The 26,589-nt window shown below is 42.3% G+C and carries 26 protein-coding genes, 1 riboswitch and 1 other annotated feature; of the genes, 21 read left to right on the top strand and 5 right to left on the bottom strand.

The genetic code is table 11. From position 1 onward, the window contains the following. The first annotated feature begins 39 nt into the window (after positions 1–39). A riboswitch (TPP riboswitch) is annotated at positions 40–149 on the top strand. A 126-nt stretch (positions 150–275) separates the two neighbouring features. After that, positions 276–2,036 carry a phosphomethylpyrimidine synthase ThiC gene (thiC, locus tag NST73_RS12770; protein WP_342499123.1) on the top strand — a complete coding sequence of 587 codons (1,761 nt, stop codon included), beginning with the start codon at positions 276–278 and terminating at the stop codon, positions 2,034–2,036. Between the two features lie 31 nt (positions 2,037–2,067). On the opposite strand, the gene NST73_RS12765 is transcribed toward thiC, so the two are convergent. After that, a complete protein-coding gene (locus NST73_RS12765) occupies positions 2,068–2,217 on the bottom strand; it encodes a hypothetical protein (protein ID WP_017367715.1) in 150 nt (49 codons plus the stop codon). Positions 2,218–2,409: 192 nt separating this feature from the next. On the opposite strand from NST73_RS12765, the gene NST73_RS12760 reads away from it, so the two are divergent. Next, positions 2,410–2,592 (top strand): hypothetical protein, encoded by a 183-nt coding sequence (locus NST73_RS12760; protein ID WP_008342761.1) that lies wholly within the window; start codon positions 2,410–2,412, stop codon positions 2,590–2,592. Positions 2,593–2,824: 232 nt separating this feature from the next. On the opposite strand, the gene NST73_RS12755 is transcribed toward NST73_RS12760, so the two are convergent. Beyond that, positions 2,825–3,469 carry a serine/threonine protein kinase gene (locus NST73_RS12755; RefSeq protein ID WP_096881684.1) on the bottom strand — a complete coding sequence of 215 codons (645 nt, stop codon included), beginning with the start codon at positions 3,467–3,469 and terminating at the stop codon, positions 2,825–2,827. Between the two features lie 226 nt (positions 3,470–3,695). On the opposite strand from NST73_RS12755, the gene NST73_RS12750 reads away from it, so the two are divergent. The 7 genes from NST73_RS12750 to yajC all read left to right on the top strand — a co-directional run bounded on the left by NST73_RS12750 (position 3,696) and on the right by yajC (position 8,724). Beyond that, the gene (locus tag NST73_RS12750) at positions 3,696–4,208 is read left to right on the top strand and encodes an intercompartmental signaling factor BofC (protein WP_008342756.1); all 513 of its coding nucleotides are present in this window, start codon (positions 3,696–3,698) and stop codon (positions 4,206–4,208) included. Between the two features lie 147 nt (positions 4,209–4,355). Beyond that, complete coding sequence (gene ruvA, locus NST73_RS12745; protein WP_017358123.1) at positions 4,356–4,961, top strand: Holliday junction branch migration protein RuvA; 606 nt, start codon at positions 4,356–4,358, stop codon at positions 4,959–4,961. Positions 4,962–4,972: 11 nt separating this feature from the next. Beyond that, positions 4,973–5,977, top strand: coding sequence for a Holliday junction branch migration DNA helicase RuvB (ruvB, locus tag NST73_RS12740; protein ID WP_007501501.1), 1,005 nt, complete (start codon positions 4,973–4,975; stop codon positions 5,975–5,977). Then, positions 5,970–6,170, top strand: coding sequence for a DUF2905 domain-containing protein (locus NST73_RS12735; RefSeq protein WP_008342752.1), 201 nt, complete (start codon positions 5,970–5,972; stop codon positions 6,168–6,170). The genes ruvB and NST73_RS12735 overlap by 8 nt, the downstream gene beginning before the upstream one ends. A gap of 34 nt (positions 6,171–6,204) precedes the next feature. Then, positions 6,205–7,233, top strand: a complete 1,029-nt coding sequence (gene queA, locus NST73_RS12730) for a tRNA preQ1(34) S-adenosylmethionine ribosyltransferase-isomerase QueA (protein WP_039167059.1) — start codon at positions 6,205–6,207, stop codon at positions 7,231–7,233. Positions 7,234–7,264: 31 nt separating this feature from the next. After that, positions 7,265–8,410: a tRNA guanosine(34) transglycosylase Tgt gene (tgt, locus tag NST73_RS12725; RefSeq protein WP_008342748.1), complete on the top strand. Its 1,146-nt coding sequence runs from the start codon at positions 7,265–7,267 to the stop codon at positions 8,408–8,410. Positions 8,411–8,457: 47 nt separating this feature from the next. Beyond that, positions 8,458–8,724, top strand: coding sequence for a preprotein translocase subunit YajC (gene yajC / locus NST73_RS12720; protein ID WP_003216659.1), 267 nt, complete (start codon positions 8,458–8,460; stop codon positions 8,722–8,724). A gap of 49 nt (positions 8,725–8,773) precedes the next feature. Here the strand turns inward: yajC and NST73_RS12715 are convergent, their stop codons facing one another. Continuing rightward, complete coding sequence (locus tag NST73_RS12715; RefSeq protein WP_007501492.1) at positions 8,774–9,151, bottom strand: TIGR04086 family membrane protein; 378 nt, start codon at positions 9,149–9,151, stop codon at positions 8,774–8,776. A 165-nt stretch (positions 9,152–9,316) separates the two neighbouring features. Here NST73_RS12715 and NST73_RS12710 point away from each other — a divergent pair, with 165 nt between their 5' ends. Continuing rightward, entirely contained in the window at positions 9,317–9,979 is a 663-nt protein-coding gene (locus NST73_RS12710) for a DUF421 domain-containing protein (protein ID WP_024718383.1), read from the top strand. A 1-nt stretch (position 9,980) separates the two neighbouring features. Here NST73_RS12710 and spoVB read toward each other — a convergent pair whose 3' ends face one another. After that, on the bottom strand, positions 9,981–11,531 hold the full coding sequence (gene spoVB, locus NST73_RS12705) for a stage V sporulation protein B (RefSeq protein WP_019743030.1): 1,551 nt from the start codon (positions 11,529–11,531) through the stop codon (positions 9,981–9,983). A gap of 116 nt (positions 11,532–11,647) precedes the next feature. On the opposite strand from spoVB, the gene NST73_RS12700 reads away from it, so the two are divergent. The 8 genes from NST73_RS12700 to dtd all read left to right on the top strand — a co-directional run bounded on the left by NST73_RS12700 (position 11,648) and on the right by dtd (position 21,125). Then, entirely contained in the window at positions 11,648–11,944 is a 297-nt protein-coding gene (locus tag NST73_RS12700) for a post-transcriptional regulator (RefSeq protein WP_003216788.1), read from the top strand. Positions 11,945–11,985: 41 nt separating this feature from the next. Then, positions 11,986–14,214: a protein translocase subunit SecDF gene (gene secDF / locus NST73_RS12695; protein WP_342499122.1), complete on the top strand. Its 2,229-nt coding sequence runs from the start codon at positions 11,986–11,988 to the stop codon at positions 14,212–14,214. 200 nt (positions 14,215–14,414) lie between these two features. Continuing rightward, positions 14,415–14,903, top strand: a complete 489-nt coding sequence (locus tag NST73_RS12690) for a cation:proton antiporter regulatory subunit (protein ID WP_008342734.1) — start codon at positions 14,415–14,417, stop codon at positions 14,901–14,903. Between the two features lie 99 nt (positions 14,904–15,002). After that, positions 15,003–15,359, top strand: coding sequence for a lipopolysaccharide assembly protein LapA domain-containing protein (locus tag NST73_RS12685; RefSeq protein WP_025207709.1), 357 nt, complete (start codon positions 15,003–15,005; stop codon positions 15,357–15,359). A gap of 81 nt (positions 15,360–15,440) precedes the next feature. Continuing rightward, on the top strand, positions 15,441–17,774 hold the full coding sequence (recJ, locus tag NST73_RS12680; protein ID WP_342499121.1) for a single-stranded-DNA-specific exonuclease RecJ: 2,334 nt from the start codon (positions 15,441–15,443) through the stop codon (positions 17,772–17,774). Positions 17,775–17,797: 23 nt separating this feature from the next. Further along, positions 17,798–18,310 carry an adenine phosphoribosyltransferase gene (locus tag NST73_RS12675; RefSeq protein WP_008342729.1) on the top strand — a complete coding sequence of 171 codons (513 nt, stop codon included), beginning with the start codon at positions 17,798–17,800 and terminating at the stop codon, positions 18,308–18,310. A gap of 142 nt (positions 18,311–18,452) precedes the next feature. Beyond that, entirely contained in the window at positions 18,453–20,663 is a 2,211-nt protein-coding gene (locus NST73_RS12670) for a bifunctional (p)ppGpp synthetase/guanosine-3',5'-bis(diphosphate) 3'-pyrophosphohydrolase (protein WP_008342726.1), read from the top strand. Positions 20,664–20,681: 18 nt separating this feature from the next. Further along, positions 20,682–21,125: a D-aminoacyl-tRNA deacylase gene (gene dtd / locus NST73_RS12665; protein WP_008342725.1), complete on the top strand. Its 444-nt coding sequence runs from the start codon at positions 20,682–20,684 to the stop codon at positions 21,123–21,125. A gap of 97 nt (positions 21,126–21,222) precedes the next feature. On the opposite strand, the gene NST73_RS12660 is transcribed toward dtd, so the two are convergent. Next, a complete protein-coding gene (locus NST73_RS12660) occupies positions 21,223–22,803 on the bottom strand; it encodes an SH3 domain-containing protein (RefSeq protein WP_144679885.1) in 1,581 nt (526 codons plus the stop codon). A gap of 137 nt (positions 22,804–22,940) precedes the next feature. Here NST73_RS12660 and NST73_RS12655 point away from each other — a divergent pair, with 137 nt between their 5' ends. From NST73_RS12655 to aspS, 3 genes are all read left to right on the top strand, one after another. Further along, positions 22,941–23,111 (top strand): YrzK family protein, encoded by a 171-nt coding sequence (locus NST73_RS12655; RefSeq protein ID WP_003216250.1) that lies wholly within the window; start codon positions 22,941–22,943, stop codon positions 23,109–23,111. Positions 23,112–23,169: 58 nt separating this feature from the next. After that, positions 23,170–23,409 (top strand) — a binding site (T-box leader). A gap of 73 nt (positions 23,410–23,482) precedes the next feature. Beyond that, entirely contained in the window at positions 23,483–24,757 is a 1,275-nt protein-coding gene (gene hisS, locus NST73_RS12650; RefSeq protein WP_008342721.1) for a histidine--tRNA ligase, read from the top strand. A gap of 18 nt (positions 24,758–24,775) precedes the next feature. Beyond that, on the top strand, positions 24,776–26,554 hold the full coding sequence (gene aspS / locus NST73_RS12645; protein ID WP_026050119.1) for an aspartate--tRNA ligase: 1,779 nt from the start codon (positions 24,776–24,778) through the stop codon (positions 26,552–26,554). The last annotated feature ends 35 nt before the right edge of the window (positions 26,555–26,589 follow it).

The following is a 26,589-nucleotide window of genomic DNA, read 5'->3' as shown; positions in this document are numbered from 1 at the left end:
TTCATTTCTCAGCTATGCTACACTGTTGTGGAAATCAATATAAGTGACTAGGGGTGCCCGGAAATGCGGGCTGAGAGAGAAGACAAGCATCTTAACCCTTTGGACCTGATCTGGCTCGTACCAGCGTGGGGAAGTTGAAGATGATACGTGTGCCATATGAATGGCATACATGTTTTTTTCTGACGACGAAACCAGGTTCTTTACATAGAATCTGGTTTTTTGCTGGTGCTGATTCCATCCTGACCGGTCACACGAAAAGAAGGAGAGAACAGCAAATGAATGAAAAGACAAATGTTCCATCAACGCAATCTTTATTATCAAATTTTGAAGGCAGTCGAAAGGTATATGAACAAGGCTCAAGATCTGACATTTTGGTGCCAAAAAGAGAAATCGTGCTCACAAATACAGTGACACAAGCAGGTGATATCCAAAATGAACCGATTCGTGTGTACGATACAAGTGGACCGTATACAGATGAGGAGGCTCATATTGATGTCACAAAGGGATTAAAGCGTCTGAGATCAAAATGGATTAAAGAAAGAGAAGATACTGAAAGCTATGAAGGGCGTCAAGTAAAGCCAGAAGATAATGGATATCGCTTGAATGGGAAAGAATCCTTTCAAGCTGCCCATACAGATTTTCATCATGTGCCGCTCCGCGGGAAACAAGGTGCTTGTGTGACGCAAATGCATTATGCAAAAAAGGGGATCATTACGCCTGAAATGGAGTTTATCGCTTTGAGAGAACAGCTAAGTCCTGAGTTTGTTAGAGAGGAAGTGGCTAGTGGAAGAGCGGTCATTCCAGCGAATATCAACCATCCTGAAAGTGAGCCGATGATCATCGGGAAGAATTTTCACGTGAAAATTAATGCGAATATTGGCAATTCAGCTGTGACGTCGTCCATTGAAGAAGAGGTGGAGAAGATGACATGGGCAATTAGATGGGGGGCAGATACGATGATGGACCTGTCTACAGGAAAGGATATTCATACAACGAGAGAATGGATTATCCGCAATTGCCCAGTCCCAGTAGGAACTGTCCCGATTTATCAGGCACTTGAAAAAGTGAATGGAATCGCAGAAAATTTGACGTGGGAAGTATACCGAGACACATTAATTGAACAGGCAGAGCAAGGGGTTGACTACTTCACCATTCATGCGGGCGTCCTGTTAAGGTATATTCCGCTCACAGTCGACCGGGTCACAGGAATTGTTTCAAGAGGCGGAGCCATTATGGCAAGATGGTGTCTCGCTCATCATCAAGAGAACTTTCTGTATACCCATTTTGAAGAAATTTGTGAAATCATGAAAACGTATGACATTGCCTTTTCGCTTGGGGACGGGCTCAGACCGGGATCCATTGCGGACGCAAATGACGAAGCGCAGTTTGCAGAGCTGGAAACGTTAGGGGAATTGACAGAGATCGCTTGGAAACATGATGTACAGGTCATGATTGAAGGACCTGGTCATGTTCCAATGGATAAAATCAAAGAGAATGTCGATAAGCAGATGGAGATATGCAAAGAGGCACCTTTTTATACGCTAGGTCCTCTAACAACAGATATTGCACCGGGATATGATCATATTACATCCGCGATCGGTGCGGCGATGATTGGCTGGTACGGAACCGCCATGCTGTGCTATGTGACACCAAAAGAGCATTTAGGTCTGCCGAACAAAGAAGATGTAAGAGAAGGCGTCATCGCCTATAAAATTGCCGCACATGCAGCTGATGTAGCAAAAGGACATCCTGCTGCTCAAAAGCGTGATGATGCCTTATCGAAAGCGAGATTTGAATTCAGATGGCGGGATCAATTTCATCTGTCTCTTGACCCAGAACGTGCGCTGGCATTCCATGATGAAACATTGCCTGCTGAAGGTGCTAAAACCGCTCATTTCTGTTCCATGTGTGGACCAAAGTTTTGCAGTATGAAAATTTCCCATGACATCCGCAACCAATCAGAAGAAGTGAAAAGAGAGATGGAGAAGAAGGCAAAGGAGTTTATCAATCAAGGCAGCCAAATCTATCAATCCTAAAAAAAACCTCGCACTCCTCTAGTGCGGGGTTTTATAAAACGGCTGAAATGGCTTTTCTTACGAGGTGCAAAAATGCTCTTACTGCAATCGCCATCGTTTCAACACTTGGGATGAGGGCATCTGTTAAATGAAACAGGACTGTTTGTCTCTCTGGAGATGTTCGTTTTTTCTTTTGTTTCATAAAGGTAGCCTCCTTTTCATTCAATATACTTCTTTTGAAGAGTACATAGATAGATATGTTGTGCGAATTTAAACAAAATTTAAACTTCTTGTGTTTAGAAGGAAAGAAGCAGGGGAAACGGATTGAATAGAGAATGAATGAAAAGAGCTGACCGATTCGGTTAGTGAACAAGACAGAGTGGAAGGTGATCTTATGATGAAAGTATTTAAGGTAACATTTCATATGAACAATGGGGAAGTGCTCGATTTCGAGCTGAAACGTCCAGCTACCTATGATGTGTATAAAAAAATTGAGGAAGCCAATCATTGGTTTAAGCTGAATAATGAAATCATTAACCTATTAAATGTGAATAGTATCCATGTAGAAACAGAATAAAACAGAAAGCCGCTCAAAGAGAGCGGCTTTCAGCGTGTAGACAAACCCTCGCATTCGGTGTCAGTCCTGCGTGCCGGTGCTCACGAATGTCAAATTCGCTCCGCGCCGGTACTCGTCCTTCCTAGAATTCAAAGGTTTTCTATCACGCTGAAAAGAAGACAAAGGGCTAAAATAAAGTTCATTTTAGCCCTTTGTCAACAATCTGAAAGCCGCTCTTTTCGAGCGGCTTTCATTATGCAGTAAAATCATTTCGGTTGTTCAGCTGACCTCGAGACAGCCAGTTTTTCTTATACAAATAGGCAATCACTTCAAGCCACAGACGCGGCGCTTTTTTAGGGAAAAAAGGTTTTTGATAATAGGCGTATGCAGCTTTTAAATCATCCCATTGATGACATGTTTTCGTTTGCGTGAAGCGGGCGACGTCAATGACCCTGACGCGGCTATCCTTTGTTAAAATTAAATTTCGCAGATGAATATCAGAAGGATTTAAACCTTTCGCGCGTGCTTCTTCCAATGCATCATCTACTTGTTCAATCATTTGTTTTTTGATCGGAATTCCTTTTGTCAGGCATTCATAGAAAGTATAACCTTTAATATATTCCATTAAAATATACTGATCCCCAGACTCATAAATCTCAGGATAATAGGAGGAGCCGGAAAGTTTTTCATAAATTGCAGCCTCTTTGCGGGCGATGTTTCGATAAGAAGGAAAAAAGACTTTTAACGCCATTTTCTTGCCGTCTTTTTTGTATGAAAATACATAGGCACTTCTTCCTTTGCCGCACAGCTCAAGCTCAGCCGGTTTAAAGACGAGCTTATTAAAACGCTTTTCTTCTTGATACTGAATCGATTCGGCTAATCTTTTGACATCTGACATTGACTTCACCTTCTTTGGTTTCAGTTTATGCGGCTGAAAAACGAATGATGAAAAAACCATGTAATTCGGTAGAGCAATGGATTGTATAAAACATAACATTTACGCACGAAGGATACAACGAAAGACTCTCAATATGTGTCAAGACATCGATTTGGTTAATGTGTAGCAAAATGGGTCAAACTACATATGTCATGCATCGATCTTATGTTCTAAAGAGGTGTAAATAGTGAAAGTGAAAATAAAGTATTTCGTTACAGGACTTATCATGACAAGTGTACTCTTTTTCGCTGTTGATATGGAAGCAGCAGAACACTTGCAAAAAGAGTCAAAAACCATCAACGTTCAGCTTGAAAAGGTCTATCTAGACGGCGATGTAAGTATTGAAAGACAGCGGGCATCATTAGAAGACAAAGACACATTTTGGGCCCAGTATAAGGGCTGGACATTGGTAGAACAGCGAGAGGATTTTGCCCTTTTTAGAAAACAAATTGACGATATATCACCTTTGAGTAAAGCAAATGGATATATCGGATTATCAGAAGACGGCGTGATTTCTACGTTTCATGGAAGGCCTGACGGGTGGGCGGAGCCTATTCATCTCTTTTTTCAAATTGATACGTCCCGCTTGGAAAGTCATGTAGAGCAGCAGCTTGCACAAGGCATTCCATTTCGAACAAAAGATGAATTTGAGCATGTGCTTGAAGTCATGAAACCTTACCGAAATGAACAATCGTTTTAATCGTATGACAGCTTGCTGGTGTGAAGACCGCAAGCTCTTTTTCATGGGTTAACTATGAAAAAAGGCTGAGCGAACGTATGTTAACTTTTATTACGGTTTTCTCTTCGATTTATGTTACAATGGAGAACAGTCAAAGAGGTGAAAACGGTGATAGAGTTTGTAAAAGGGACCATTGATTATGTGTGCCCGCAATATGTTGTCATTGAAAACGGCGGAGTGGGATATCAAGTCTATACCCCAAATCCGTTTATCTATCGAGTAACAAAACAAGAAACGATTTATACGTATCATTACATAAAGGAAGACGCTTTTTCGTTATATGGATTCCAAACACGAGAAGAAAAAGCGTTGTTCACAAAACTGTTAAATGTCACAGGGATTGGACCGAAGGGTGCGCTTGCGATTCTTGCTTCCGGTGACCCTGGCGCTGTCATTTCAGCGATCGAACGAGAGGATGAAGCTTTCCTCATTAAATTCCCGGGTGTTGGCAAAAAAACAGCACGTCAGATCATTCTAGATCTGAAAGGGAAGCTCGCAGATGTGGTGCCTGAAATGATAGGAAACTTATTTAACCACGAGGATCATATTCAAATTGAAACGCAGCAAAGCGCTTTAGATGAAGCGGTTGAAGCTCTAAGTGTCCTTGGGTATGGTGATCGTGAAATCAAAAAGGTTCTTCCTTTATTAAAAGAAGAGAAGAATCTTACAACCGATCAATATGTGAAAAAAGCTTTACAAAAAATGTTGAAATAGGGTGATGTCTCATGGATGAACGGCTCGTCTCAACTGAAGCAGACAACCATGAATCAGCCATTGAGCAAAGTCTGCGTCCACAGACGCTTAGTCAATATATTGGCCAGCAGAAAGTAAAGGATAATCTCAGCGTATTTATTGAAGCTGCCCGGATGAGGCAGGAAACACTGGATCACGTCCTTTTATATGGACCGCCGGGACTTGGGAAAACAACGCTTGCGTCGATCATTGCCAATGAAATGAATGTTCAGCTGCGTACAACATCTGGACCAGCGATTGAACGCCCTGGCGATTTGGCGGCAATCTTAACATCTCTTGAACCTGGCGATGTTCTGTTTATTGATGAAATTCATCGCTTGCAGCGTTCAATAGAGGAAGTGCTATATCCAGCGATGGAAGACTTTTGTCTAGATATCGTGATTGGAAAAGGAGATACAGCACGCTCTGTGCGGCTTGATTTACCGCCATTTACGCTTGTAGGTGCTACAACCCGTGTTGGGCTTTTAACAGCGCCGCTTCGTGATAGGTTTGGAGTTCATGCAAGATTGGAATACTATGAGCAAAGAGATTTGGCTCACATTGTAGCAAGAACAGCCGAGCTGTTTGAGATTGGGATCGACATTCGTTCAGCTGAAGAGATTGCAAGAAGATCTAGAGGCACACCGAGGGTCGCCAATCGTTTGCTCAGAAGAGTAAGAGATTTTGCGCAGGTGCTCGGAAATCATGCGATCACACAAGACATTGCAGAAGATGCTCTTGAGCGTCTGCAAGTTGACAGACTCGGACTTGATCATATCGATCATAAGCTGCTTTTAAGTATGATTGAAAAATTTAGAGGCGGTCCTGTAGGACTTGATACGATCTCAGCGACAATTGGAGAAGAATCACATACGATTGAAGATGTGTACGAACCGTATTTACTGCAAATTGGTTTTCTGCAAAGAACACCAAGAGGGCGGGTCGTCACAAGAGAAGCGTATGAACATTTTCATATGGAGGTTCCGATTCGTGACTGAATTCCCTAAAATGTTGATGATTTTAGGTGGTGTCCTTTTTGCCGCAGGTTTAGTGTTTCAATTGGTTGGGAAACTTCCAGGCGATATTTTCGTGAAAAAAGGGAACGTAACGTTCTTTTTTCCTGTGATTACATGCATTGTCATTAGCATCGTCCTAACCATTTTACTCAATGTCTTCGGACGGATGAAATAACGTTAACTAGTTAACTACAGAATAGGTGAAGGAAATGAAGTTAGAACTATTTGATTTTGATTTACCAGAAAGATTGATTGCACAAGTGCCGCTTGAAAAACGAGATGCATCAAGACTGATGGTGTTACATAAACAAACAGGTGACATCACACATGATACATTCTCGCAAATCACAGATTACTTTCAAAAGGGTGATTGTCTCGTTTTAAACAATACTCGTGTATTGCCTGCACGTCTGTTTGGAACGAAAGAGGATACGGGTGCTAAAGTGGAGCTGCTTCTTTTGAAACAAGAAGAAGGAGACAAATGGGAAACGCTCGTAAAACCAGCAAAACGTGTGAAAAACGGAACAGTCATTACATTTGGTGATGGACGATTAAAAGCAGTATGTACAGAAGAACTGGAACATGGCGGAAGAAAAGTTGAGTTTCAGTATACAGGCATTTTTTATGAAGTACTTGAATCTTTAGGTGAAATGCCGCTGCCTCCGTACATTAAAGAGCAACTTGACGATCGTGAGCGTTATCAAACCGTTTATTCCAAAGAGGTTGGTTCGGCTGCTGCGCCTACTGCCGGTCTTCACTTTACAAATGAACTGCTGGATGCACTGAAAGCAAAAGGAGTGCATATTGCGTTTATTACGCTCCATGTAGGGCTTGGCACATTTCGGCCGGTCAGTGCTGAACGCATTGAAGAACATGAAATGCACGCAGAGTTTTACGAAATGAATGAAGAAACGGCAGAAGAACTTAATCGCGTGCGCAAAGAAGGCGGGCGGATTATTTCAGTCGGAACAACTTCGACAAGAACGCTTGAAACCATTGCAAGTGCTTATGATGGTGAATTCAAAGCGTCAAGCGGCTGGACGTCGATTTTTATTTATCCAGGCTATACATTTAAGGCAATTGATGGCATGATCACGAATTTCCACTTGCCAAAATCGTCTTTAATTATGCTTGTCAGTGCATTAGCTGGACGAGAACACGTCCTAAAAGCGTACAATGAGGCTGTAAAAGAGGAATATCGATTCTTCAGTTTTGGCGATGCCATGCTGATTCAATAACATCATACAACAAAGACAGGAGGGCTCATTTTTGTCGCAATTACCGATACGTTATGAGTTCATTAAATCATGCAAACAAACAGGTGCACGTCTTGGGCGCGTTCATACACCGCACGGCTCCTTTGAAACACCTGTATTTATGCCAGTTGGTACACTGGCTACAGTGAAAACAATGGCGCCTGAAGAGTTAAAAGCAATGGAAGCAGGCATTATTTTAAGCAATACGTATCATCTATGGCTGCGCCCGGGGCATGACATTGTCAAAGAAGCAGGCGGCCTGCACAAATTTATGAACTGGGATCGAGCGATTCTCACTGATTCAGGCGGTTTCCAAGTGTTTTCTTTAAGTGAATTTAGAAAAATTGAAGAGGAAGGCGTTCACTTCCGTAATCACTTAAATGGAGATAAGTTGTTCCTTTCTCCTGAAAAAGCGATGGAGATTCAAAATGCGCTCGGCTCAGATATTATGATGGCATTTGACGAATGTCCTCCGTACCCAGCAGAGTACGATTATATGAAACGTTCTGTAGAGCGGACAAGCAGATGGGCAGAGCGCTGCTTAACAGCGCACCAGCGTCCAGAGGATCAAGGACTGTTTGGCATTGTACAGGGCGGAGAATACGAAGAGCTTCGTAAACAAAGTGCAAAAGATCTTGTTTCACTTGATTTCCCAGGCTATGCCATTGGAGGTTTATCTGTTGGTGAACCAAAAGACGTGATGAACCGAGTGCTGGAGTTCACAACGCCATTTTTACCGGATGACAAGCCAAGGTACTTAATGGGTGTCGGCTCACCAGATTCATTAATTGACGGCGCGATTCGCGGTGTCGATATGTTTGACTGTGTACTGCCAACGCGAATTGCCAGAAACGGTACGCTCATGACAAGTGAAGGACGCCTTGTTGTGAAAAATGCTAAATATGAGCGTGATTTCAGACCAATCGATGAAAACTGTGACTGCTACACATGTAAAAATTACACACGCGCTTATATTAGACATTTGATCCGTACAAATGAGACGTTCGGAATTCGATTAACAACTTATCATAATCTTCATTTTCTGTTAAAATTAATGGAGCAAGTGAGAGAAGCTATCCGTGAGGATCGTTTAGGTGATTTTAGAGAAGAGTTTTTTGAGCGTTATGGCTTTAACAAGCCGAATGCGAAAAACTTTTAACGCATAAACGAAAAGCTTTACAATGCTTTAGAAAGGGGTGAGATAGAATGGATGGTGGTATGGGTTCAATCATTATGATTGTTGTCATGTTTGCTGTGCTTTACTTCTTGTTAATCCGTCCACAGCAAAAGCAACAAAAAGCTGTGCGTCAGATGCAGCAATCTTTATCAAAAGGCGATAAAATCGTCACAATCGGTGGTTTACACGGTGAAATCGACTACATTGATGAATCAAAAGTGGTCATCAAAACAAGCGAAAACAACCGTTTAACTTTCGACCGACGTGCTATTAGAGAATTAGCTGACAAAGGTTAATCCTCCAATACATAGCGATAAAAAAAGAGCGATATCATTCGCTCTTTTTTTATTTGCCCCGAAGATTAACGCCAATCATTCCCCCTAGCATACAAATTCCCAAAAAGGCTGCATGATAGATGAATTGTTCTGGTGAAAAGGTTTCTCCAAACCCTAAATATTGAAATAAAAAAACAGTGAGTGAAAAGATAAAAGAGGTCATGGCGCCAATGAGCCAGCCCCGTTCCTTTGCTTTCCCTCCAGAAATCATTCCTCCTAGAAAAAGTGCCGCAAAGGACAAGATCATGATCATCCATTTAAACGATGATTCCTGCATACTTGTGAAGGTAAGCATCAGTGATACAAGTAAGCTTGTGACAATCATCACGACAAAAATAGCAATTAAGCCAGATAAAATGCCTTTTCCTATTTGTTTCGTTTCCTGCATGTGATTCGTCTCCTCTCCAATTGACCGAAGCTTGTCTTTTACTAAAATGTATTCACGGAGAAGAAAAAATAGACATGTTTCTCGTGATAAAAACCGAGGCTTTCTTTTCTACATAAATAAAGTGTTTTGACACAAGCTATGGTGGAGAAGGAGGGTTTACATCATATGCAGGACATCTTAATTATCTCCATGAGAACGATCATTTTATATTTTCTCATTTGGTTTATCTTTCGTTTAATGGGCAAAAGGGAGATTGGGGAACTGAGTATTTTAGATCTTGTTATCTTTATGATGATCGCTGAAATTGCGGTGCTCGCCATAGAAGAAGTAGAGGATCACATGTTACATACAGTATGGCCGATCCTGCTGTTAACCTTCATTCAAATCACCCTTGCCTATTTGTCATTAAAATTTCAAGGTGTCCGGCGTTTTCTCGACGGTAAGCCGGCCCTGCTCATCATCAACGGAAAAATAGACGAGGGTGCGATGAGAAAACAGCGATACAATTTTGATGATTTGCTGATTCAATTAAGAGAAAATAACATCGATAGTATCCAGGATGTCTCATATGCCATCTTAGAGCCTTCAGGAAAGCTCGCCGTTGTTGAAAAAGAAAACAAGCGCAAACATGCAGCGCTTGAGCTCCCGCTTATTGCAGACGGTGTGGTTCAGCATGATCATCTCAAGCAGATCAACCATGATGAACAGTGGCTGATAAAGGAGCTTGCCAAAAGAGGCTATCATGATATCGAGCAAATCTCTTACTGTAGCTTTAATCAGAAGAATTTTTATATTGATTTGAAAGATGAAATTATAAAGAAAAGATGAGCTACAGCAGCTTCCCAATAAACGGGATGCGGCGCAGCTCTTCTCGTTTCACTAGCCCAAGACAGATTAATAGAATGACATACAGCACGCACGTCAAAAAGATCATCATGACAAGCTCTAAAGGTGCGGAAAAGAGTCCGCTCGCTTGATGTTTCATCCATAAGCTGACTGCCCCAGTGCCGATGATCACAAGGACGCAAAGTCCATATTCTTTTAATGGTAAATGAATAGGCAGCACTTTACCGACAGTTGCCGCATGGAGCAACGTGACAAGAACGATGCCAATGAGGATCGCAAGCGCTGCGCCCATAATGCCAAAGCTTGGCTGTGAAGCAAGAACAAAGATCATGCCTGTTTTCACAACAGCTCCTATCAAACTGTTGGTCATCGCTGCCCCCGCTAAATTTAATGCTTGCAGGACAGCCTGCAGCGGCCCTTGAAAGTAATAGAGCAAAAAGAAGGGCGCCATGAATTTTACATAGACAGCGGCATGAGATGAACCATACATGAAGAGGGTTAAATTTTCTGCATACACGAAAAGGATAATACATGAAATGCCCCCGCTTAATAAACAAAGGCGCATCGCCTGCTTGAGCCGGTATTCGACCGTTTTGCGTTTGTTCTGTTCCATCCCTTCACTAATCGCTGGAACTAGTGCGGTGGAGAGAGAATACGTGATAAAACTAGGAAGTGTCAAAAGGGTGAGCGCAAGTCCCGTCAATTCTCCATACTGCCTTGTTGCTTCCACAGCTGCATAACCGGCAATCGCAAGGCTTTGCGCGACTACAATCGGTTCTAAAAACCAAGAGATATTGCCGATGAAACGGCTGCCTGTCGTTGGCAGGGCAATACTCATGAGCTGCTTAAACGTATCCTTCCCATCATGAATTGCCTTGAAAAAACGTTTTCGGATACGGATGGTCTTTTTATAACGAAAGGCAATCAGTAAGTAAGCAAGTGAAATCATTTCCCCGATGACAGATGAAATCATAGCGCCTGCTGCTGCGTATTCAATTCCATAAGGCAGGAACGCTGTTGTACATACTGCCACGAGTGAAATTCTTGCGACCTGTTCTAGTACTTGCGACATCGCAAGCGGGCTCATTTGTTGTCTTCCTTGGAAATAGCCCCTTAACACACTAGAGATCGCAATAACGGGTACGACGGGTGTAATGGCAAGCAGAGGATAGACCGTTCTAGGATCTGTCAGCATATTTTCCGCCATAATAGGGGCAAACCATAAAAAGAGCGGCGTGAAAATCAGGCTGAGTGTTCCTGTTATTGCAAGGGACATCACTAGAATGCGTTTTGTTTTCTGTTTGTCACCACGGGCTTCTGCTTCTGCGACTAGCTTACTAATAGCAACAGGAAGTCCGAATTGTGTCAGCGTCACGGCGAGAAAAAAGGTAGGCGCTGCCATCATATAAAGCCCTACGCCTTCTTCACCAATGAACCTTGCAATCACAATTCGATTGACAAAACCCAATATTCTTGTAATAAAACCTGCTAAAATTAAAATAATCGTCCCTTTTAAAAACGTTTGCTTCGTCAAATCACAGATCACCTGCCTTCTCAAACGACATAGAATCATATACAATAAGATATGCGTGTATATCGTCCAAGCATGACAAGTCTCTCGATAAAAAACTGAAAAGGGGGAGCCTCACAATGACACAACATCCGGCTGCTATATACAAAGACCATCTAAAGCCTTTTCTGTTCAGTAAGCTTGAAGAATTCATCGTTTTGGGCTATAAAGATGTAGATTTAGAGGAATTATGGTCATACTTAGAGAATAAGAAGTGGAAGAAAAAACAAGAGTATCCGATTCATGAAATGGTTGCAGATATTTTATCTGTGAAAATTGGCGAATTTATGAACTATGCAACCGTTCAGTCGTTTAAAACGTCTGCTTTTTTGGACAGTGAAGATGGCAAGAATATGCTGGACGAACTGTTGAAATAAGCCATCTAAATGGATTCAGGTGTTTAAGGAGGAAATACATAATGAAAAAAGGGCGCATACTTGCGTTTTTCTTAGTGGTTCTGTTAATCGGAACTGGTGTGGGCTTATTAACGAAGCCCGTTGCGAAAGATATGACGCTAGGGCTGGACTTACAGGGTGGATTTGAGGTTCTGTATGATGTACACCCAGTGAAAAAAGAAGACAAGATCACAAATGGTGTTCTCGTCAGTACAGTAGAGGCTTTAAACCGAAGAGCCAACGTGCTTGGGGTCAGTGAGCCGAACATTTCGATTGAAGGAAACAACCGTATCCGCGTACAGCTTGCGGGTGTAAAAGATCAAAACAGAGCACGGGAAATTCTATCGACTGAAGCACAGCTTTCCTTCAGAGATACGAATGACAAAGAGCTTCTAAACGGATCTGATCTTGTTGAAAATGGTGCAAAACAAACATTCAATCAAACGAATGAGCCGATCGTGACGGTCAAACTAAAGGATGCGAAAAAGTTTGGTGACGTGACAAAAAAAGTAGCAGCGATGGCACCAAACAATCAGCTTGTCATTTGGCTTGATTATCATAAGGGAGATTCCTTCAAAAAAGAAGTCTCTAAATCAAATCATAAGTATGTATCTGCGCCGAATGTAAACCAAGAAATTAACAGCAGTGACGTACAAATCGAAGGAAACTTTACGGTTCAAGAGGCAAAAGACCTTGCGAGCATTTTAAATGCCGGCGCATTGCCAGTAAAATTAACCGAAAAATATTCAACATCTGTGAGTGCACAGTTTGGTGAGCAAGCACTAAACGAAACAGTCTTCGCAGGAATTGTAGGAATAGCATTTATCTTCTTATTCATGCTGTTTTATTACCGATTACCAGGTCTTGTTGCTGTCATTACACTGTCAGCTTATATCTATATCACATTGCAAGTCTTTGACTGGATGGGTGCAGTCATGACACTGCCTGGAATCGCTGCATTGATTCTTGGGGTAGGGATGGCTGTCGATGCCAACATTATTACGTATGAGCGGATTAAAGAAGAGCTCAAGCTCGGTAAATCTGTCCGTTCTGCTTTCAGATCGGGTAACCGCAGATCGTTTGCCACGATCTTTGATGCAAACTTAACAAGTATTATTGCCGGCGGGGTTCTATTCTTCTTTGGAACAAGCTCTGTCAAAGGGTTTGCAACCATGCTTATCCTATCAATTTTGACAAGCTTTATCACGGCTGTCTTCCTATCAAGATTCCTTCTTGGCTTACTTGTAGAAAGCCGCTATCTCGATCGCAGAAAAGGCTGGTTTGGTGTTCGTCAGAAAGACATCATTGATATTCATGAAACAACTGAAAATACTGAACCGAAAACACCATTTGATAAATGGGATTTCGTCAGCAAACGTAAAGGCTTTATGATTTTCTCAGCAGCCATTACCATTGCTGGAATCATTGTGCTGTCGATCTTCAAGCTCAATGCAGGTATTGACTTTGCAAGTGGTACTAGAGTTGATATTCAAAGTGACCATAAACTGTCAACAGAACAGGTGGAGCAAGATTTTAAAAAGCTAGACCTTGAGACAGACAGTGTTGTGTTATCGGGGCAAAAAGAAAATCAAGCAGCAGCTCGATTTGTCGGTGTTCCGAATAAAGAAAAAATTGCTGAAGTGAAAGATTACTTCAAAGATAAATACGGAACGGAGCCTAACGTAAGTACAGTGTCTCCGACAGTCGGAAAAGAGCTTGCGCGTAACGCATTATACGCTGTCATCATTGCTTCGATCGGGATTATCTTATATGTATCCGTCCGATTTGAGTATAAAATGGCGATTGCAGCGATTGTCTCTCTGCTTTACGATGCATTCTTTATCGTTGCCTTCTTTAGTATTACGCGCTTAGAGGTGGATGTCACCTTCATTGCAGCGATACTCACGGTCATTGGGTACTCGATCAATGACACGATTGTCACCTTCGACAGGGTGCGTGAGCAAATGAAGAAACGCAAACCGAAAACGATCGAAGATTTATCGTACATTGTGAATTTAAGTTTACAGCAAACCTTTACGCGTTCTGTGAACACTGTACTCACTGTACTTGTAGTGGTGATTGCACTTCTCATTTTCGGTTCAGCATCTATTACAAACTTCTCCATTGCCTTACTTGTCGGTCTATTAACAGGGGTGTATTCATCCCTATACATTGCGGCGCAAATTTGGCTGATATGGAAAGGTCGTGAGCTGAAAAAGCCGACTAAAATCGACACAGAACAAGATATTTAAACAAGAAAGACTGCCAGCTTGGCAGTCTTTTTTTCATGCATCATATTTGTCATCGTCACAACAATAAGATGATATGTAAAAACATTTCGGGTTTCATTGATCTTGAAATGGTCTTTTGCTATAATGACATACGTTTAGATCAGTATAGAAAGCAAGTGTCCGTTTGGGGCATTTGGCTTTTATTCATTGGAGGGGCTGTTATGAAGGTTCGGGAAACTGAACTGCCAGGTATCGGTCACAAAGCCGAAATGATCACAAGAAATAATGAGAAGCTTGCCATTATCACACATGATGACGGCAGAAGAGAGATGTATCATTTTCAAGAAGATGATCACGAAGAATGTATTTCTGGTATCTTGCTTAGCGATGAAGAAGCAAGACAAATCTCGGCTATTTTAGGCGGCATGGTCTATAAACCAAAAGCGCTTGAGACAGTGGAGGTGGCCATTGATGAACTCATCATTGAATGGTTTAAGATTGAAAAGAACGCACCGGCTGTTAACCAGACGATCGGAGACCTGAGTGTTCGCCAAAATTATCAAGTAACAGTCATCGCCATTGTGAGAAAATCACATGAGAAAATTTTAAACCCAGGACCAGATACGGTGATTGAAGAAGGAGACACCCTTGTCATCTCTGGAGAAAGAAAAGAATTAAAGAGCCTTATTAAAGAAAAACTCAGCAGCTAAGCGCCCATGCTGATAGAAAACCTTCCACCATGTTCTTTCTGTGTTTAAAAAGGACAAGAAAGAGGGAAGAATAAAAGAAAAAGCTTGGGGGATTTGTAGATGAATAAACAACAATGGACCATCATACTCGCATTTATTTTCGTATTAATTGTCTCAGTATTTGCTGTTATTAACGTGCGGCCTGTACAGGTAGACTACTTATTTGGAACGGCTGAATGGCCGCTGATCCTTGTCATTATCGGTTCTGTTCTGATGGGCGGACTCATTGTGGCTTTTGCGGGGATTTTCCAAATTGTGAAACTAAAACGTGAATTAAAAGCATTAAAAGCTGAACGTGCAGCCACTGTGACTGCCCCTACTGCTTCTCCAAAAAAGGTAGACAAAGACGTTCAAAAGAAAACGAATGTCACACCTTTAAAAGAACAGCCAGCGTCTTTTGACCGGAAGGAAAAATAATCTTCCAGTACAATTTCATAAAATAAAAATTGAAACCCCTCAGTCCACTCTAGTATAATAGTGTGGTTGAGGGGTGAATTTATGTTATTATCCAAAATGCGTTGGGAATATGAACATCCTAGCGAAGAAAAAGTGAAATCACTCTCTGAAAATCTGAATATTTCAGCGCTGACTGCATCACTTCTTGTACAAAGAGGGCTCGAAGAAGTAGAAGAAGCGAGGTCTTTTTTATTTGATCAAAAAGCCGAATTTCATGATCCATTCTTATTAAAAGGAATGAAAGAAGCAGTAGAGCGCATCAACAAAGCGATCGAAGAGCAGGAATCGATTGTGATCTTCGGAGATTATGATGCAGATGGTGTGACAAGTACTTCTGTACTTTTACATACACTTAAAGAACGATCTGCGAAGGTAGACTTTTATATTCCAGATCGATTTAAAGAAGGATATGGGCCAAACGAACAGGCTTTCCGATATATCAAAGAGCAAGGAGCATCGCTTGTCATCACTGTGGATACAGGGATCGCTGCTGTAAATGAAGCACGTATTGCAAAAGAAATAGGATTAGACCTGATCATCACAGATCACCATGAACCAAGCGAGGAACTGCCTGAGGCACTTGCGATTGTACATCCTAAGCAGCCAGGGTGTGAGTATCCGTTTAAAGAGCTGGCGGGTGTCGGTGTGGCGTTTAAAGTGGCACATGCACTCCTCGGTAAACTCCCAGTAGAATTATTAGATCTTGCTGCAATCGGTACAATTGCAGATCTTGTCCCGCTGCATGATGAAAATAGATGGCTTGCCAAAAAAGGCCTGATGCAGCTTCGTCAATCTAGACGGCCTGGGTTAAAAGCGTTATTAAAAGAAGCAGGCGCCACTCTTGAAGAAGCAAATGAGGAGACGGTCGGCTTTCAAATTGCGCCAAGGCTGAATGCTGTTGGACGAATTGAGCAGGCAGATCCGGCTGTTCATCTTCTCATGACTGAGGATATGGATGAAGCAGAAGAACTCGCTCGTTTTGTACAAGAATTGAACAAAGAACGGCAGAAAATTGTGAGTACGATCACGGAAGAAGCCATTCAAATGGTCGAAGAGACAGGCGCTGACCAGTCTGCTATCGTCGTAGCAAAAGCTGGCTGGAATCCAGGCGTTGTCGGCATTGTTGCTTCAAAATTGACGGATACATTTTCTCGTCCGGCGATTGTGCTTGGAATAGATGAAGAAACGCAGATGGCGAAAGGGTCAGCCCGAAGTATTCCTGGCTTTGATTTATTTTTCCATTTGAGCAAGTGCCGTGACATCCTGCCGCATTTCGGTGGACACCCGATGGCAGCAGGAATGACACTTCGAGCGGATGATGTTCCTTTACTTAGGGAAAGATTGAATCAATATGCAAACGAAACGTTGACTGAAGAAGATTTCATTCCAATTCAACGGGTCGATGCAGTATGTAAAGTGGACGAAATGACGGTGCAAGCCATTGAAGAAGTGGGACTGCTGTCCCCGTTTGGCATGCAGAATCCTAAGCCGTTCATTATGATTGAAGACGCCCAGCTTGAAGACATCCGAACGATCGGGGCCAATCAAAATCACATTAAAATGTCACTAAAAGACGAAGACAAGCTGCTCGACTGTGTCGGTTTTCACCAAGGCAAGCTAAAAGAAGAACTTGTCCCAGGGAGTCAAATCTCTGTCGTTGGCGAGGTCTCGATTAATGAATGGAATAACCGAAAGAAACCTCAGCTCATGCTAAAAGACGCTAGAGTCGATGAATGGCAGCTGTTTGATTTACGCGGGAAAAAAGATTGGGAAAAGAAAGTATCAACACTTGATCCCGCAAAAACGATGGTCTTCTGTTTTGACGAAGAAACAAAAAGGCAATCGGAGCTGGTCGATATTCCGATTCACCTTATTGATGCAGAAAATGTATCCACGTTTGATGTGCAGGAAAAGTATGTGATCTTTGCCGATGTTCCTGCCGATGAACACTTGCTCAAGCTGCTTTTAGAAAATCAACAACCAGCAAGAATTTATACGGTGTTTCAGCGGAAAGAAGATCACTTTATGTCCTCATTCCCGAGCCGTGATCAATTCAAATGGTTTTATGGGTTCTTGTTCAAACGGGGAAGTTTTCCTATTAAAGAACAAGGCATGGAGCTTGCCAAACATAGAGGTTGGACAAAAGATACAATCATTTTTATGACAAAGGTGTTTTTTGAACTCGGTTTTGTTAAAATAGAGAATGGTGTGCTGTCAATAGTGCGTGATGCCCCTAAAAAAGATTTAACCGCATCATCGTCTTATACAGCAAAACAACGATTGATGGAACTCGATCAAACACTAACATATTCCTCAGCCAAAGAGCTGAAGGAATGGCTGAATAGCATGATGAGCGAAGTCTCACCTGTGCTTTGACGTACGAGGAGGAAAAGGAAAAGATGGATTTAAAACAATATGTGACAGTTGTACCTGACTACCCAAAGGAAGGTGTACAATTTAAAGATATTACAACGTTAATGGATAAAGGCGAAGTGTACCGTTATGCAACGGATCAAATCGTTGAATACGCGAAGGAAAGAGACATTGATCTTATTGTTGGACCTGAAGCGCGTGGATTCATTATTGGCTGCCCTGTAGCATACGCACTTGGTGTAGGTTTTGCCCCAGTTCGTAAAGAAGGAAAGCTTCCTCGTGAAGTCATCAAAGTCGATTACGGTTTGGAATACGGTAAAGATGTATTAACGATTCATAAAGATGCAATTCGTCCTGGTCAGCGTGTACTGATCACAGATGATTTGCTTGCGACAGGTGGAACGATTGAAGCATCCATCAAGCTGGTTGAGGAATTAGGCGGCGTTGTGGCAGGGATTGCATTTTTAATTGAGCTGACGTATCTTGATGGCAGAAAGAAGCTTGACGGTTACGACATCTTGACGTTAATGCAATACTAATGGAGTTTTACGCAAAAAGCACTCAGTAAGAAGGGTGCTTTTTTCCTATCAAAAATCTTTTAGCGGACTTCTTCTCTTTACATCTATCGAATTTTTCTTGATAATAAACTACAATACAGTTTTCATTTAAAAAGGTGATTCCATGGCGAACGAACAAGTTTTAACGGCGCAGCAGGTCATTGATAAGGCAAGAGAATACCTGTCCGCTGAACATATTCAATTTATAGAGCGTGCATACGAATATGCTGAAAATGCTCACAAGGAGCAATACCGGAAATCCGGTGAGCCCTATATTATCCATCCTATTCAAGTGGCGGGAATTCTTGTTGATCTTGAAATGGACCCTTCGACCATTGCTGGCGGCTTCTTGCATGATGTTGTCGAAGACACGGATGTGACATTAGAAGATTTAAAAGAGCATTTTAACGAAGAAGTAGCCATGCTTGTTGATGGTGTGACAAAGCTCGGAAAGATTAAATATAAATCACAAGAAGAACAACAGGCTGAAAACCATCGTAAAATGTTTGTTGCAATGGCGCAGGATATTCGCGTCATCTTAATTAAGCTGGCAGACCGTCTTCACAATATGAGAACACTCAAACACCTTCCGCAGGAAAAGCAGCGAAGAATTTCAAATGAAACCCTTGAGATCTTTGCACCGCTTGCGCACAGATTAGGGATTTCAAAGATTAAGTGGGAGCTTGAAGATACAGCCCTCCGCTATTTAAATCCGCAGCAATACTACCGAATTGTGAATCTCATGAAGCGTAAACGAGCGGAACGTGAGGAATACTTGGACGAGGTTGTCAATGAAGTAAAAGACCGCGTGTCTGAGGTGAACATTAAGGCTGAATTCTCCGGCAGACCGAAACATATTTATAGTATTTATCGAAAAATGGTCATGCAAAATAAGCAATTTAATGAAATATATGATTTGCTGGCTGTACGTATTTTGGTTGACAGCATTAAAGACTGCTATGCGGTACTTGGTATTATCCATACATGCTGGAAGCCGATGCCAGGCAGATTTAAGGATTATATTGCGATGCCAAAGCCGAACATGTATCAGTCTCTTCATACAACGGTGATTGGTCCAAAAGGGGACCCGCTTGAAGTTCAGATTCGTACAGTGGAAATGCACGAAATTGCGGAATACGGAATTGCGGCACACTGGGCGTATAAAGAAGGCAAAGAGTCAGCAGAATCGACGGAAGAAGCCGTTTTCCAGAAGAAGCTGTCTTGGTTTAGAGAAATCCTTGAATTCCAAAATGAATCCACAGATGCGGAAGAATTTATGGAATCGTTAAAAATTGATCTTTTCTCTGATATGGTGTTTGTATTTACACCAAAAGGAGACGTCATCGAGCTACCGTCTGGTTCCGTACCAATTGATTTCTCATACCGGATTCATTCGGAAATTGGGAATAAAACAATCGGAGCCAAAGTCAACGGTAAAATGGTCACACTTGATCATAAGCTAAAAACAGGTGATATTATTGAAATTCTGACTTCTAAGCATAGCTATGGACCAAGCCAGGATTGGGTCAAACTTGCCCAAACCTCTCAAGCGAAGCACAAGATCAGACAGTTTTTCAAGAAACAGCGCCGTGAAGAAAATGTCGAAAAAGGCCGAGAACTTGTGGAGAAAGAAATCAAAAACCTTGAGTTCGATGTCAAAGACATTTTGACCGCTGAAAATCTGCAAAAAGTGGCCGATAAATTTAATTTCTCAAATGAAGAGGACATGTATGCAGCTGTCGGTTATAACGGAATTACGGCACTCCAAGTGGCGAATCGTTTAACGGAAAAAGAAAGAAAACAAAGAGATCAGGAAGAACAAGAGAAAACCGTTCAAGAAGTGTCTGTAGAGTCAAAACCATATCACGGGAAAAAACGAGAAGCTGGCGTGCGAGTGAAAGGCATTGATAACTTGCTTGTCCGTTTATCTAAGTGTTGTAATCCTGTTCCTGGTGATAGCATTGTTGGCTTTATTACAAAAGGCCGTGGCGTATCTGTTCACCGTGATGACTGTCCGAACGTAAAGACAGGAGAAGCGCAGGAACGGTTAATCCCGGTTGAGTGGGAGCATGAACAGCCTGCTCGAAACCGTAAAGAATACAATGTGGAAATCGAAATATTAGGATATGACAGACGCGGCTTACTTAATGAGGTGCTTCAAGCAGTCAACGAAACCAAAACGAACATCTCATCGGTTTCTGGTAAGTCTGATCGTAACAAAGTGGCGACGATCCATATGGCGATCTTTATCCAAAATATTAACCATTTGCACAAAGTGGTAGAACGCATTAAACAAATCAAAGACATTTACTCTGTTCGCCGATTCATGAATTAGAAAGGAAGTATATCGTCTATGAGGCTTGTTGTTCAGCGTGTGACGAGTGCATCTGTGAAAGTAGAAGAAGAGATCACAGGTGCCATCAATGAAGGCTATATGGTGCTCGTTGGGGTTACACATGAAGACACAGAAGAAGATGTGCATTACTTAGCTGAAAAGCTCGCACACTTGCGTATTTTTGAAGATGAAAACGGGAAAATGAATCATTCTTTGTTAGATGTAAAAGGAAGTGTACTGTCTGTATCTCAATTTACTCTTTATGGTGATACGAGAAAAGGCAGACGGCCGAACTTTATGAAAGCTGCCAAACCGGATGTGGCGAATTCACTTTACGAATGCTTCAATGAAACGCTTAGAGAAAAAGGCATCCATGTTGAAACTGGACGTTTTGGGGCGATGATGGACGTCTCATTGACCAATTCGGGGCCTGTCACCATGTTGATGGACAGCAAAGAATAGAAAGACATTAGACTGTAGATAAACTCTTGCTGAGAGTTTGTTTAGAGTCTTTTTCTTTTGCGATCAAACAAAAAAGAGGCGCAGCGGCCTCTTTTTTCTATCGGAAATATTGTTTTAATCCTTCTGTCATTCCTTCTGTCACTCGTTCTTGGTAAGAGGCGCTATAAATGATCGCTTCTTCTTGAGGATTGCTTAAATAGCCGAGTTCATATAAAAGGGAAGGGCGCTTGTTTTCTCTTAAAACAAAATAATCTCCAAATTTGACTCCTTTATCAGGGATCTGTGATCGTTTTGCGACTTCCGTATGAACGCTTGTCGCCAAACGTTGATCTTTGGATGCTTGATAATAATATGCGGTGCTCCCTCTGATACTTTGGTCCATAAAACTATCATAATGAAGACTAATAAATGCATCTGCATTTCGGTAATGTGAAGTGGCAACCCTCGATTGAAGGCTGATGAATGTATCATCACTTCTTGTTAAATAGACATTTGCTCCAGAAGCTCTTAACTTACCCGCCAGCAAATGAGCGGTTTTGATCGTGATATTCTTTTCAAATGCACCGTCTGCGCCGATCGTGCCGCTGTCTTTTCCGCCATGCCCAGGATCAAGAACAATTGTTTTGCCTTTTAAAGATCCAGTGCCAGACGATGAATCCTGCTGAGGTCTTGGTGCTTCGCTGCTATTTTTCTTTGTTTGAACGACCCAGCTCGCCACGTAGCCTGTTCCGCCGTTTGATAATGTCACCTCGTACCAGTCACCTTGCGTACGAACAATTTGATAAGCAGCTCCTTTTGTTGCTCTTTCTGCAATTCCAGCGGAGGTAGAAGCGCTTTTTCTAATATTCGTTCCATCATAAACGATGTACGCTTTCTGATGAGATGACGAAGAGGATGAATTCTTTTCAGGTGCTGCACTTGCTCCTTGGTTTGAGACAATATAATAACTTGCAACCCAGCCTTTAACGCCTTTTGCTTCGATTTCATACCAGCCATTTTGCTCCCGTAAAATGGTGACTTGAGTGTTGCGGGAAAGTGAAGCGGCCACTTGTGCGTTCGGTGCCGCCGATTTTCGAACATTCAAGCTTGATACGCCAACTGTGCCGGACTGTTTAGAACGAGCGGGCTCAGCTGAACTGGATGAAGAAGCGTTTTGTCCGCCAGAAATATAATCAGAGTGGACCCAGCCTTCTGCTTGTTTGTACGATATTTTTGTCCATTCACCGCTTGTGTCCAGCTTTTTAGCGGAAGCGCCCTGCGGGAAAGTGCCAATGACTTGATAGGAAGTCCCTGGGCCTGTCCGAATGCGAAGGTCAGAGGCTGTTGACGTAATCGAACTGCTTCCTTGCGTACTTTGACCTTGTGTCTTTTGCTTAGCAGGCTTTTGTGCATCAGATGACTTGGTAATCAGCCATGAGACGACCCAGCCTTTTTGTCCGTTCGATAGCCCGATCTGTACCCATTCTCCTTGTTCAGTGAGAATCGGGTAGCTTTCTCCTCGTTTCACAACTGCTGCGATCCCGTAGCTTAAACCAGGTCCGGTTCGCACATTGATTTCATCTGTTGCAACGACAGCTTGATCTGTTTGAGCCGTCGCATGTGTCATTGGCCAAGTGCTGGCAATGAGGACAAAACAGGTGAGCAGCAACATCATGTGATGGTGTGTTTTCAGATTCAAAACGGTGTTTTCCCCTCCCTTGTAAAACCGATGAATGTTAATTCGTTATGTAATGGATGAATTCCTTGCAGTTTCCCTAATAAAATTGAATCAATCTGTTTATACTAAATAAAAATGTGATAAAAGGATGTACAAACATGAGATTAAGCAGAAAATTAGGACGAGTGCAATATAATGGACATCGTGATATCGACCGCTGGCAGCACGACGAAATGGATCAACCAGGCTTCCTTGAAGAAACGGCATCTGAATACGGATGCACGTCAAAAGAAGAGCTGGAAAAGAAAAAGAGACACGGCAAGGGTTGACAGAGTGGCAGCACCGACCTTATTATAATATAAATCAACACACTTGAAAATTTAAAATGTGGAACTGATGATAGAGAATAGTAGGGTAAATTGCGTGAGCAGAGAGGAATCGCCTTAGGCTGAAAGCGAATCCGCATGGCATTTATCACGAAAGAACACTCTGTAGGTTTCCTGCTGAACACTCAAAAAATGAGTCAATAGGCGGAGAACGTGAATCTGCGTTAAGGATTTGAGCGGGAACATGGCTAGATCATGTTCCAACTAGGGTGGCACCACGGGTATAACTCTCGTCCCTACTATACACATAGTAGAGGCGGGGGTTTTTTATATGTCCACATAAAAAATGAATGATGGTCGTAGGAGGACGAAAAATGAGTTTTAATATTCCAAGAGGCACACAGGATATTTTACCGGGAGAATCAGAACGCTGGCAGTATGTTGAACAAATTGCGAGAGATACATGTGCAGCCTTTCAATACAAAGAAATCCGCACACCGATTTTTGAGCATACAGAACTGTTTGCACGAGGAGTAGGCGAGTCAACAGATATCGTTCAAAAAGAGATGTACACATTTGAAGATAAAAAAGGACGTAGCATCACACTTCGCCCAGAAGGAACAGCTTCGACTGTCCGTTCTTATGTTGAAAATAAACTGTTTGCACAGCCTGCACAGCCTACAAAGCTGTACTACATTGGACCAATGTTCCGCTATGAGCGTCCACAAACGGGAAGATATCGTCAATTTTATCAATTCGGAATTGAAGCGATCGGTTCAAAAGATCCTGCCATTGATGCAGAGGTCATTTCATTAGCGATGAGTGTGTATGAGAAAGCAGGTCTTTCCAACTTAAAACTCGTTATTAACAGCCTTGGTGACAAAGAAAGCCGTGCAGATTACCGTCAAGCACTTGTCGAGCATTTTGAACCAAGAATTGATGAATTCTGTCACGACTGCCAAATTCGTTTACATCAAAATCCATTGCGTATTCTTGATTGTAAAAAGGACCGCGATCACGAACTGATGGCAACGGCACCATCCATTCAAGATTACTTAAATGAAGAATCACGGACTTATTTTGAAAAAGTAAAACAATACTTAACCGATCTAGGCATTGAATATGTCGTCGATCCGAACTTAGTGCGCGGTCTTGATTATTACAATCACACTGCCTTTGAGATCATGAGTAATGCAGAAGGCTTTGGCGCGATCACAACATTAGCCGGCGGCGGCCGTTATGATGGACTTGTTGAAGGAATTGGCGGTCCTGAATCACCAGGTATCGGCTTTGCGATGAGTATTGAACGTTTCCTATCAGCGATTGATGCAGAGAAGATCGAGCTTCCTGTTCAAGACGGCATTGATTTATATATTGCGGCATTAGGAGATCAAGCAAAAGATTATGCTGTTGGCTTATTGAATCGCCTAAGAAAAGAAGGCATTTCAAGTGAAATGGACTATACAGGGAAAAAGCTAAAAGCACAATTTAAAGCGGCAGACCGCTTGAAAGCCAAGTTTATTGCAGTTCTTGGTGAAGATGAGCTAGCGCAGCAAATTGTAAACGTAAAAGATACGACAACGGGTGAACAAATTGAAGTGAAGCTTGATGAGCTGATTCAAATGATGAAAGCCCACCAGAAAGCGTAAAGAAGGAGTGGAATGTTTGTGTTTGGTAGAACTTTTTATTGTGGAGAAGTAACAGAAGACCAAATCGGTCAAACCGTTGTATTAAAAGGATGGGTACAAAAACGTCGTGACCTTGGCGGATTAATCTTTATTGACCTGCGTGATCGTACAGGCATTGTGCAAGTTGTCTTTCATCCAGACCAATCAAAAGAGGCTCTTGAGACAGCAGAATCGATTCGGAATGAATATGTCCTTGATATTAAAGGGACAGTGGTCGCAAGAGAAGAAGCTACGATCAACCCAAATTTAAAAACAGGCAAAATTGAAATTCAAGTCGACACAGTCACTGTTTTAAATGAAGCCAAGACGCCTCCATTTGTGATTTCTGATCAAGCAGATGAGGTATCAGAAGATGTGCGCTTAAAATACCGCTACCTAGATCTTCGCCGTCCTGCGATGTTTGAAACGATGAAAATGCGACATGAAGTCACAAAAGCATTCCGCCATTTCTTAGATGATCACGGCTTTCTAGACATTGAAACACCAATTTTAACAAAAAGTACGCCAGAAGGTGCGCGTGACTATCTTGTGCCAAGCCGTGTACACGAAGGAGAATTCTATGCGCTGCCGCAGTCTCCGCAATTATTTAAGCAATTGCTCATGGTGTCTGGGATGGACCGCTACTATCAAATCGCTCGTTGCTTTAGAGATGAAGACTTGCGTGCTGACCGTCAGCCGGAATTTACACAAGTCGATATTGAAATGTCCTTTATGAGCCAAGAAGACATCATGACGCTTGCTGAAGAGATGATGGCAAAGGTGATGAAAGATGTCAAAGGCGTTGACCTGACATTGCCATTACCTCGTATGACGTACGATGAAGCGATGAATTCCTATGGTTCTGACAAGCCAGATACCCGATTTGACATGAAGCTTGTCAACATTTCAGACACGGTAAAAGACTCAGATTTCAAAGTCTTCAGCGGTGCTGTAAACAATGGCGGAGCTGTCAAAGCCATTAATGTCAAAGGGGCTGCAGCAAACTACTCAAGAAAAGACATCGATGCACTTGGTGCATTTGCAGCGAACTATGGTGCAAAAGGTCTTGCTTGGCTAAAAGCTGAAGGGACAGAGTTAAAAGGACCAATCGCTAAATTCTTTGATGAGTCAAAACAAGCAGAATTAAAAGAACAGCTTCAAGTTGAAGAGGGAGACCTTTTACTTTTTGTCGCTGACAAAACGTCTGTTGTCCATGATGCGCTTGGCGCACTTCGTTTGAAACTTGGCAAAGAGCTTAAACTCATCGATGAGTCTGTCTTCAATTTCTTATGGGTAGTCGACTGGCCGCTGCTTGAAAAAGATGAAGAAGAAGGCCGCTTCTATGCTGCTCATCATCCTTTCACAATGCCAGTTCGTGATGATCTTGAATTAATTGAAACAAGTCCAGAAGATATGAAAGCTCAAGCGTATGATCTTGTGCTGAACGGCTATGAGCTTGGCGGAGGTTCTATTCGTATTTTTGAAAAGGACATTCAAGAGAAAATGTTTGGTTTACTTGGCTTTTCTAAAGAAGAAGCGTACGATCAGTTCGGCTTCCTTCTTGATGCATTTGAGCATGGTGTGCCTCCGCACGGCGGAATTGCGCTTGGACTTGACCGCCTAGTGATGCTGCTTGCCGGCCGATCTAACCTAAGAGATACCATTGCGTTCCCGAAAACGGCAAGTGCAAGCTGTGTTCTCACAGATGCTCCTGGCACTGTAAGCGCAGCGCAGCTAGATGAACTGAGTTTGGCTATTAAAACAAAAGTAAAACAGTAAAATAGGCGCATGTTTATAGGCATGTAAACGCTTGA

Source organism: Bacillus sp. FSL W7-1034 (assembly GCF_038593365.1).
GTDB lineage: Bacteria > Bacillota > Bacilli > Bacillales > Bacillaceae > Bacillus > Bacillus altitudinis.
The sequence above is the reverse complement of the archived record's forward strand: the minus strand, read 5'-3'. Positions and strand labels throughout refer to the sequence as shown.

Bases quoted from the DNA above. Each gene is read 5' to 3' on its own strand.
- thiC (WP_342499123.1), top strand. From the start codon at position 276: ATGAATGAAAAGACAAATGTTCCATCAACGCAATCTTTATTATCAAAT.
- NST73_RS12765 (WP_017367715.1), bottom strand. From the start codon at position 2,217: ATGAAACAAAAGAAAAAACGAACATCTCCAGAGAGACAAACAGTCCTG.
- NST73_RS12760 (WP_008342761.1), top strand. From the start codon at position 2,410: ATGATGAAAGTATTTAAGGTAACATTTCATATGAACAATGGGGAAGTG.
- NST73_RS12755 (WP_096881684.1), bottom strand. From the start codon at position 3,469: ATGTCAGATGTCAAAAGATTAGCCGAATCGATTCAGTATCAAGAAGAA.
- ruvB (WP_007501501.1), top strand. From the start codon at position 4,973: ATGGATGAACGGCTCGTCTCAACTGAAGCAGACAACCATGAATCAGCC.
- queA (WP_039167059.1), top strand. From the start codon at position 6,205: ATGAAGTTAGAACTATTTGATTTTGATTTACCAGAAAGATTGATTGCA.
- yajC (WP_003216659.1), top strand. From the start codon at position 8,458: ATGGATGGTGGTATGGGTTCAATCATTATGATTGTTGTCATGTTTGCT.
- NST73_RS12715 (WP_007501492.1), bottom strand. From the start codon at position 9,151: ATGCAGGAAACGAAACAAATAGGAAAAGGCATTTTATCTGGCTTAATT.
- NST73_RS12710 (WP_024718383.1), top strand. From the start codon at position 9,317: ATGCAGGACATCTTAATTATCTCCATGAGAACGATCATTTTATATTTT.
- NST73_RS12700 (WP_003216788.1), top strand. From the start codon at position 11,648: ATGACACAACATCCGGCTGCTATATACAAAGACCATCTAAAGCCTTTT.
- secDF (WP_342499122.1), top strand. From the start codon at position 11,986: ATGAAAAAAGGGCGCATACTTGCGTTTTTCTTAGTGGTTCTGTTAATC.
- NST73_RS12690 (WP_008342734.1), top strand. From the start codon at position 14,415: ATGAAGGTTCGGGAAACTGAACTGCCAGGTATCGGTCACAAAGCCGAA.
- NST73_RS12685 (WP_025207709.1), top strand. From the start codon at position 15,003: ATGAATAAACAACAATGGACCATCATACTCGCATTTATTTTCGTATTA.
- recJ (WP_342499121.1), top strand. From the start codon at position 15,441: ATGTTATTATCCAAAATGCGTTGGGAATATGAACATCCTAGCGAAGAA.
- NST73_RS12675 (WP_008342729.1), top strand. From the start codon at position 17,798: ATGGATTTAAAACAATATGTGACAGTTGTACCTGACTACCCAAAGGAA.
- NST73_RS12670 (WP_008342726.1), top strand. From the start codon at position 18,453: ATGGCGAACGAACAAGTTTTAACGGCGCAGCAGGTCATTGATAAGGCA.
- dtd (WP_008342725.1), top strand. From the start codon at position 20,682: ATGAGGCTTGTTGTTCAGCGTGTGACGAGTGCATCTGTGAAAGTAGAA.
- NST73_RS12655 (WP_003216250.1), top strand. From the start codon at position 22,941: ATGAGATTAAGCAGAAAATTAGGACGAGTGCAATATAATGGACATCGT.
- hisS (WP_008342721.1), top strand. From the start codon at position 23,483: ATGAGTTTTAATATTCCAAGAGGCACACAGGATATTTTACCGGGAGAA.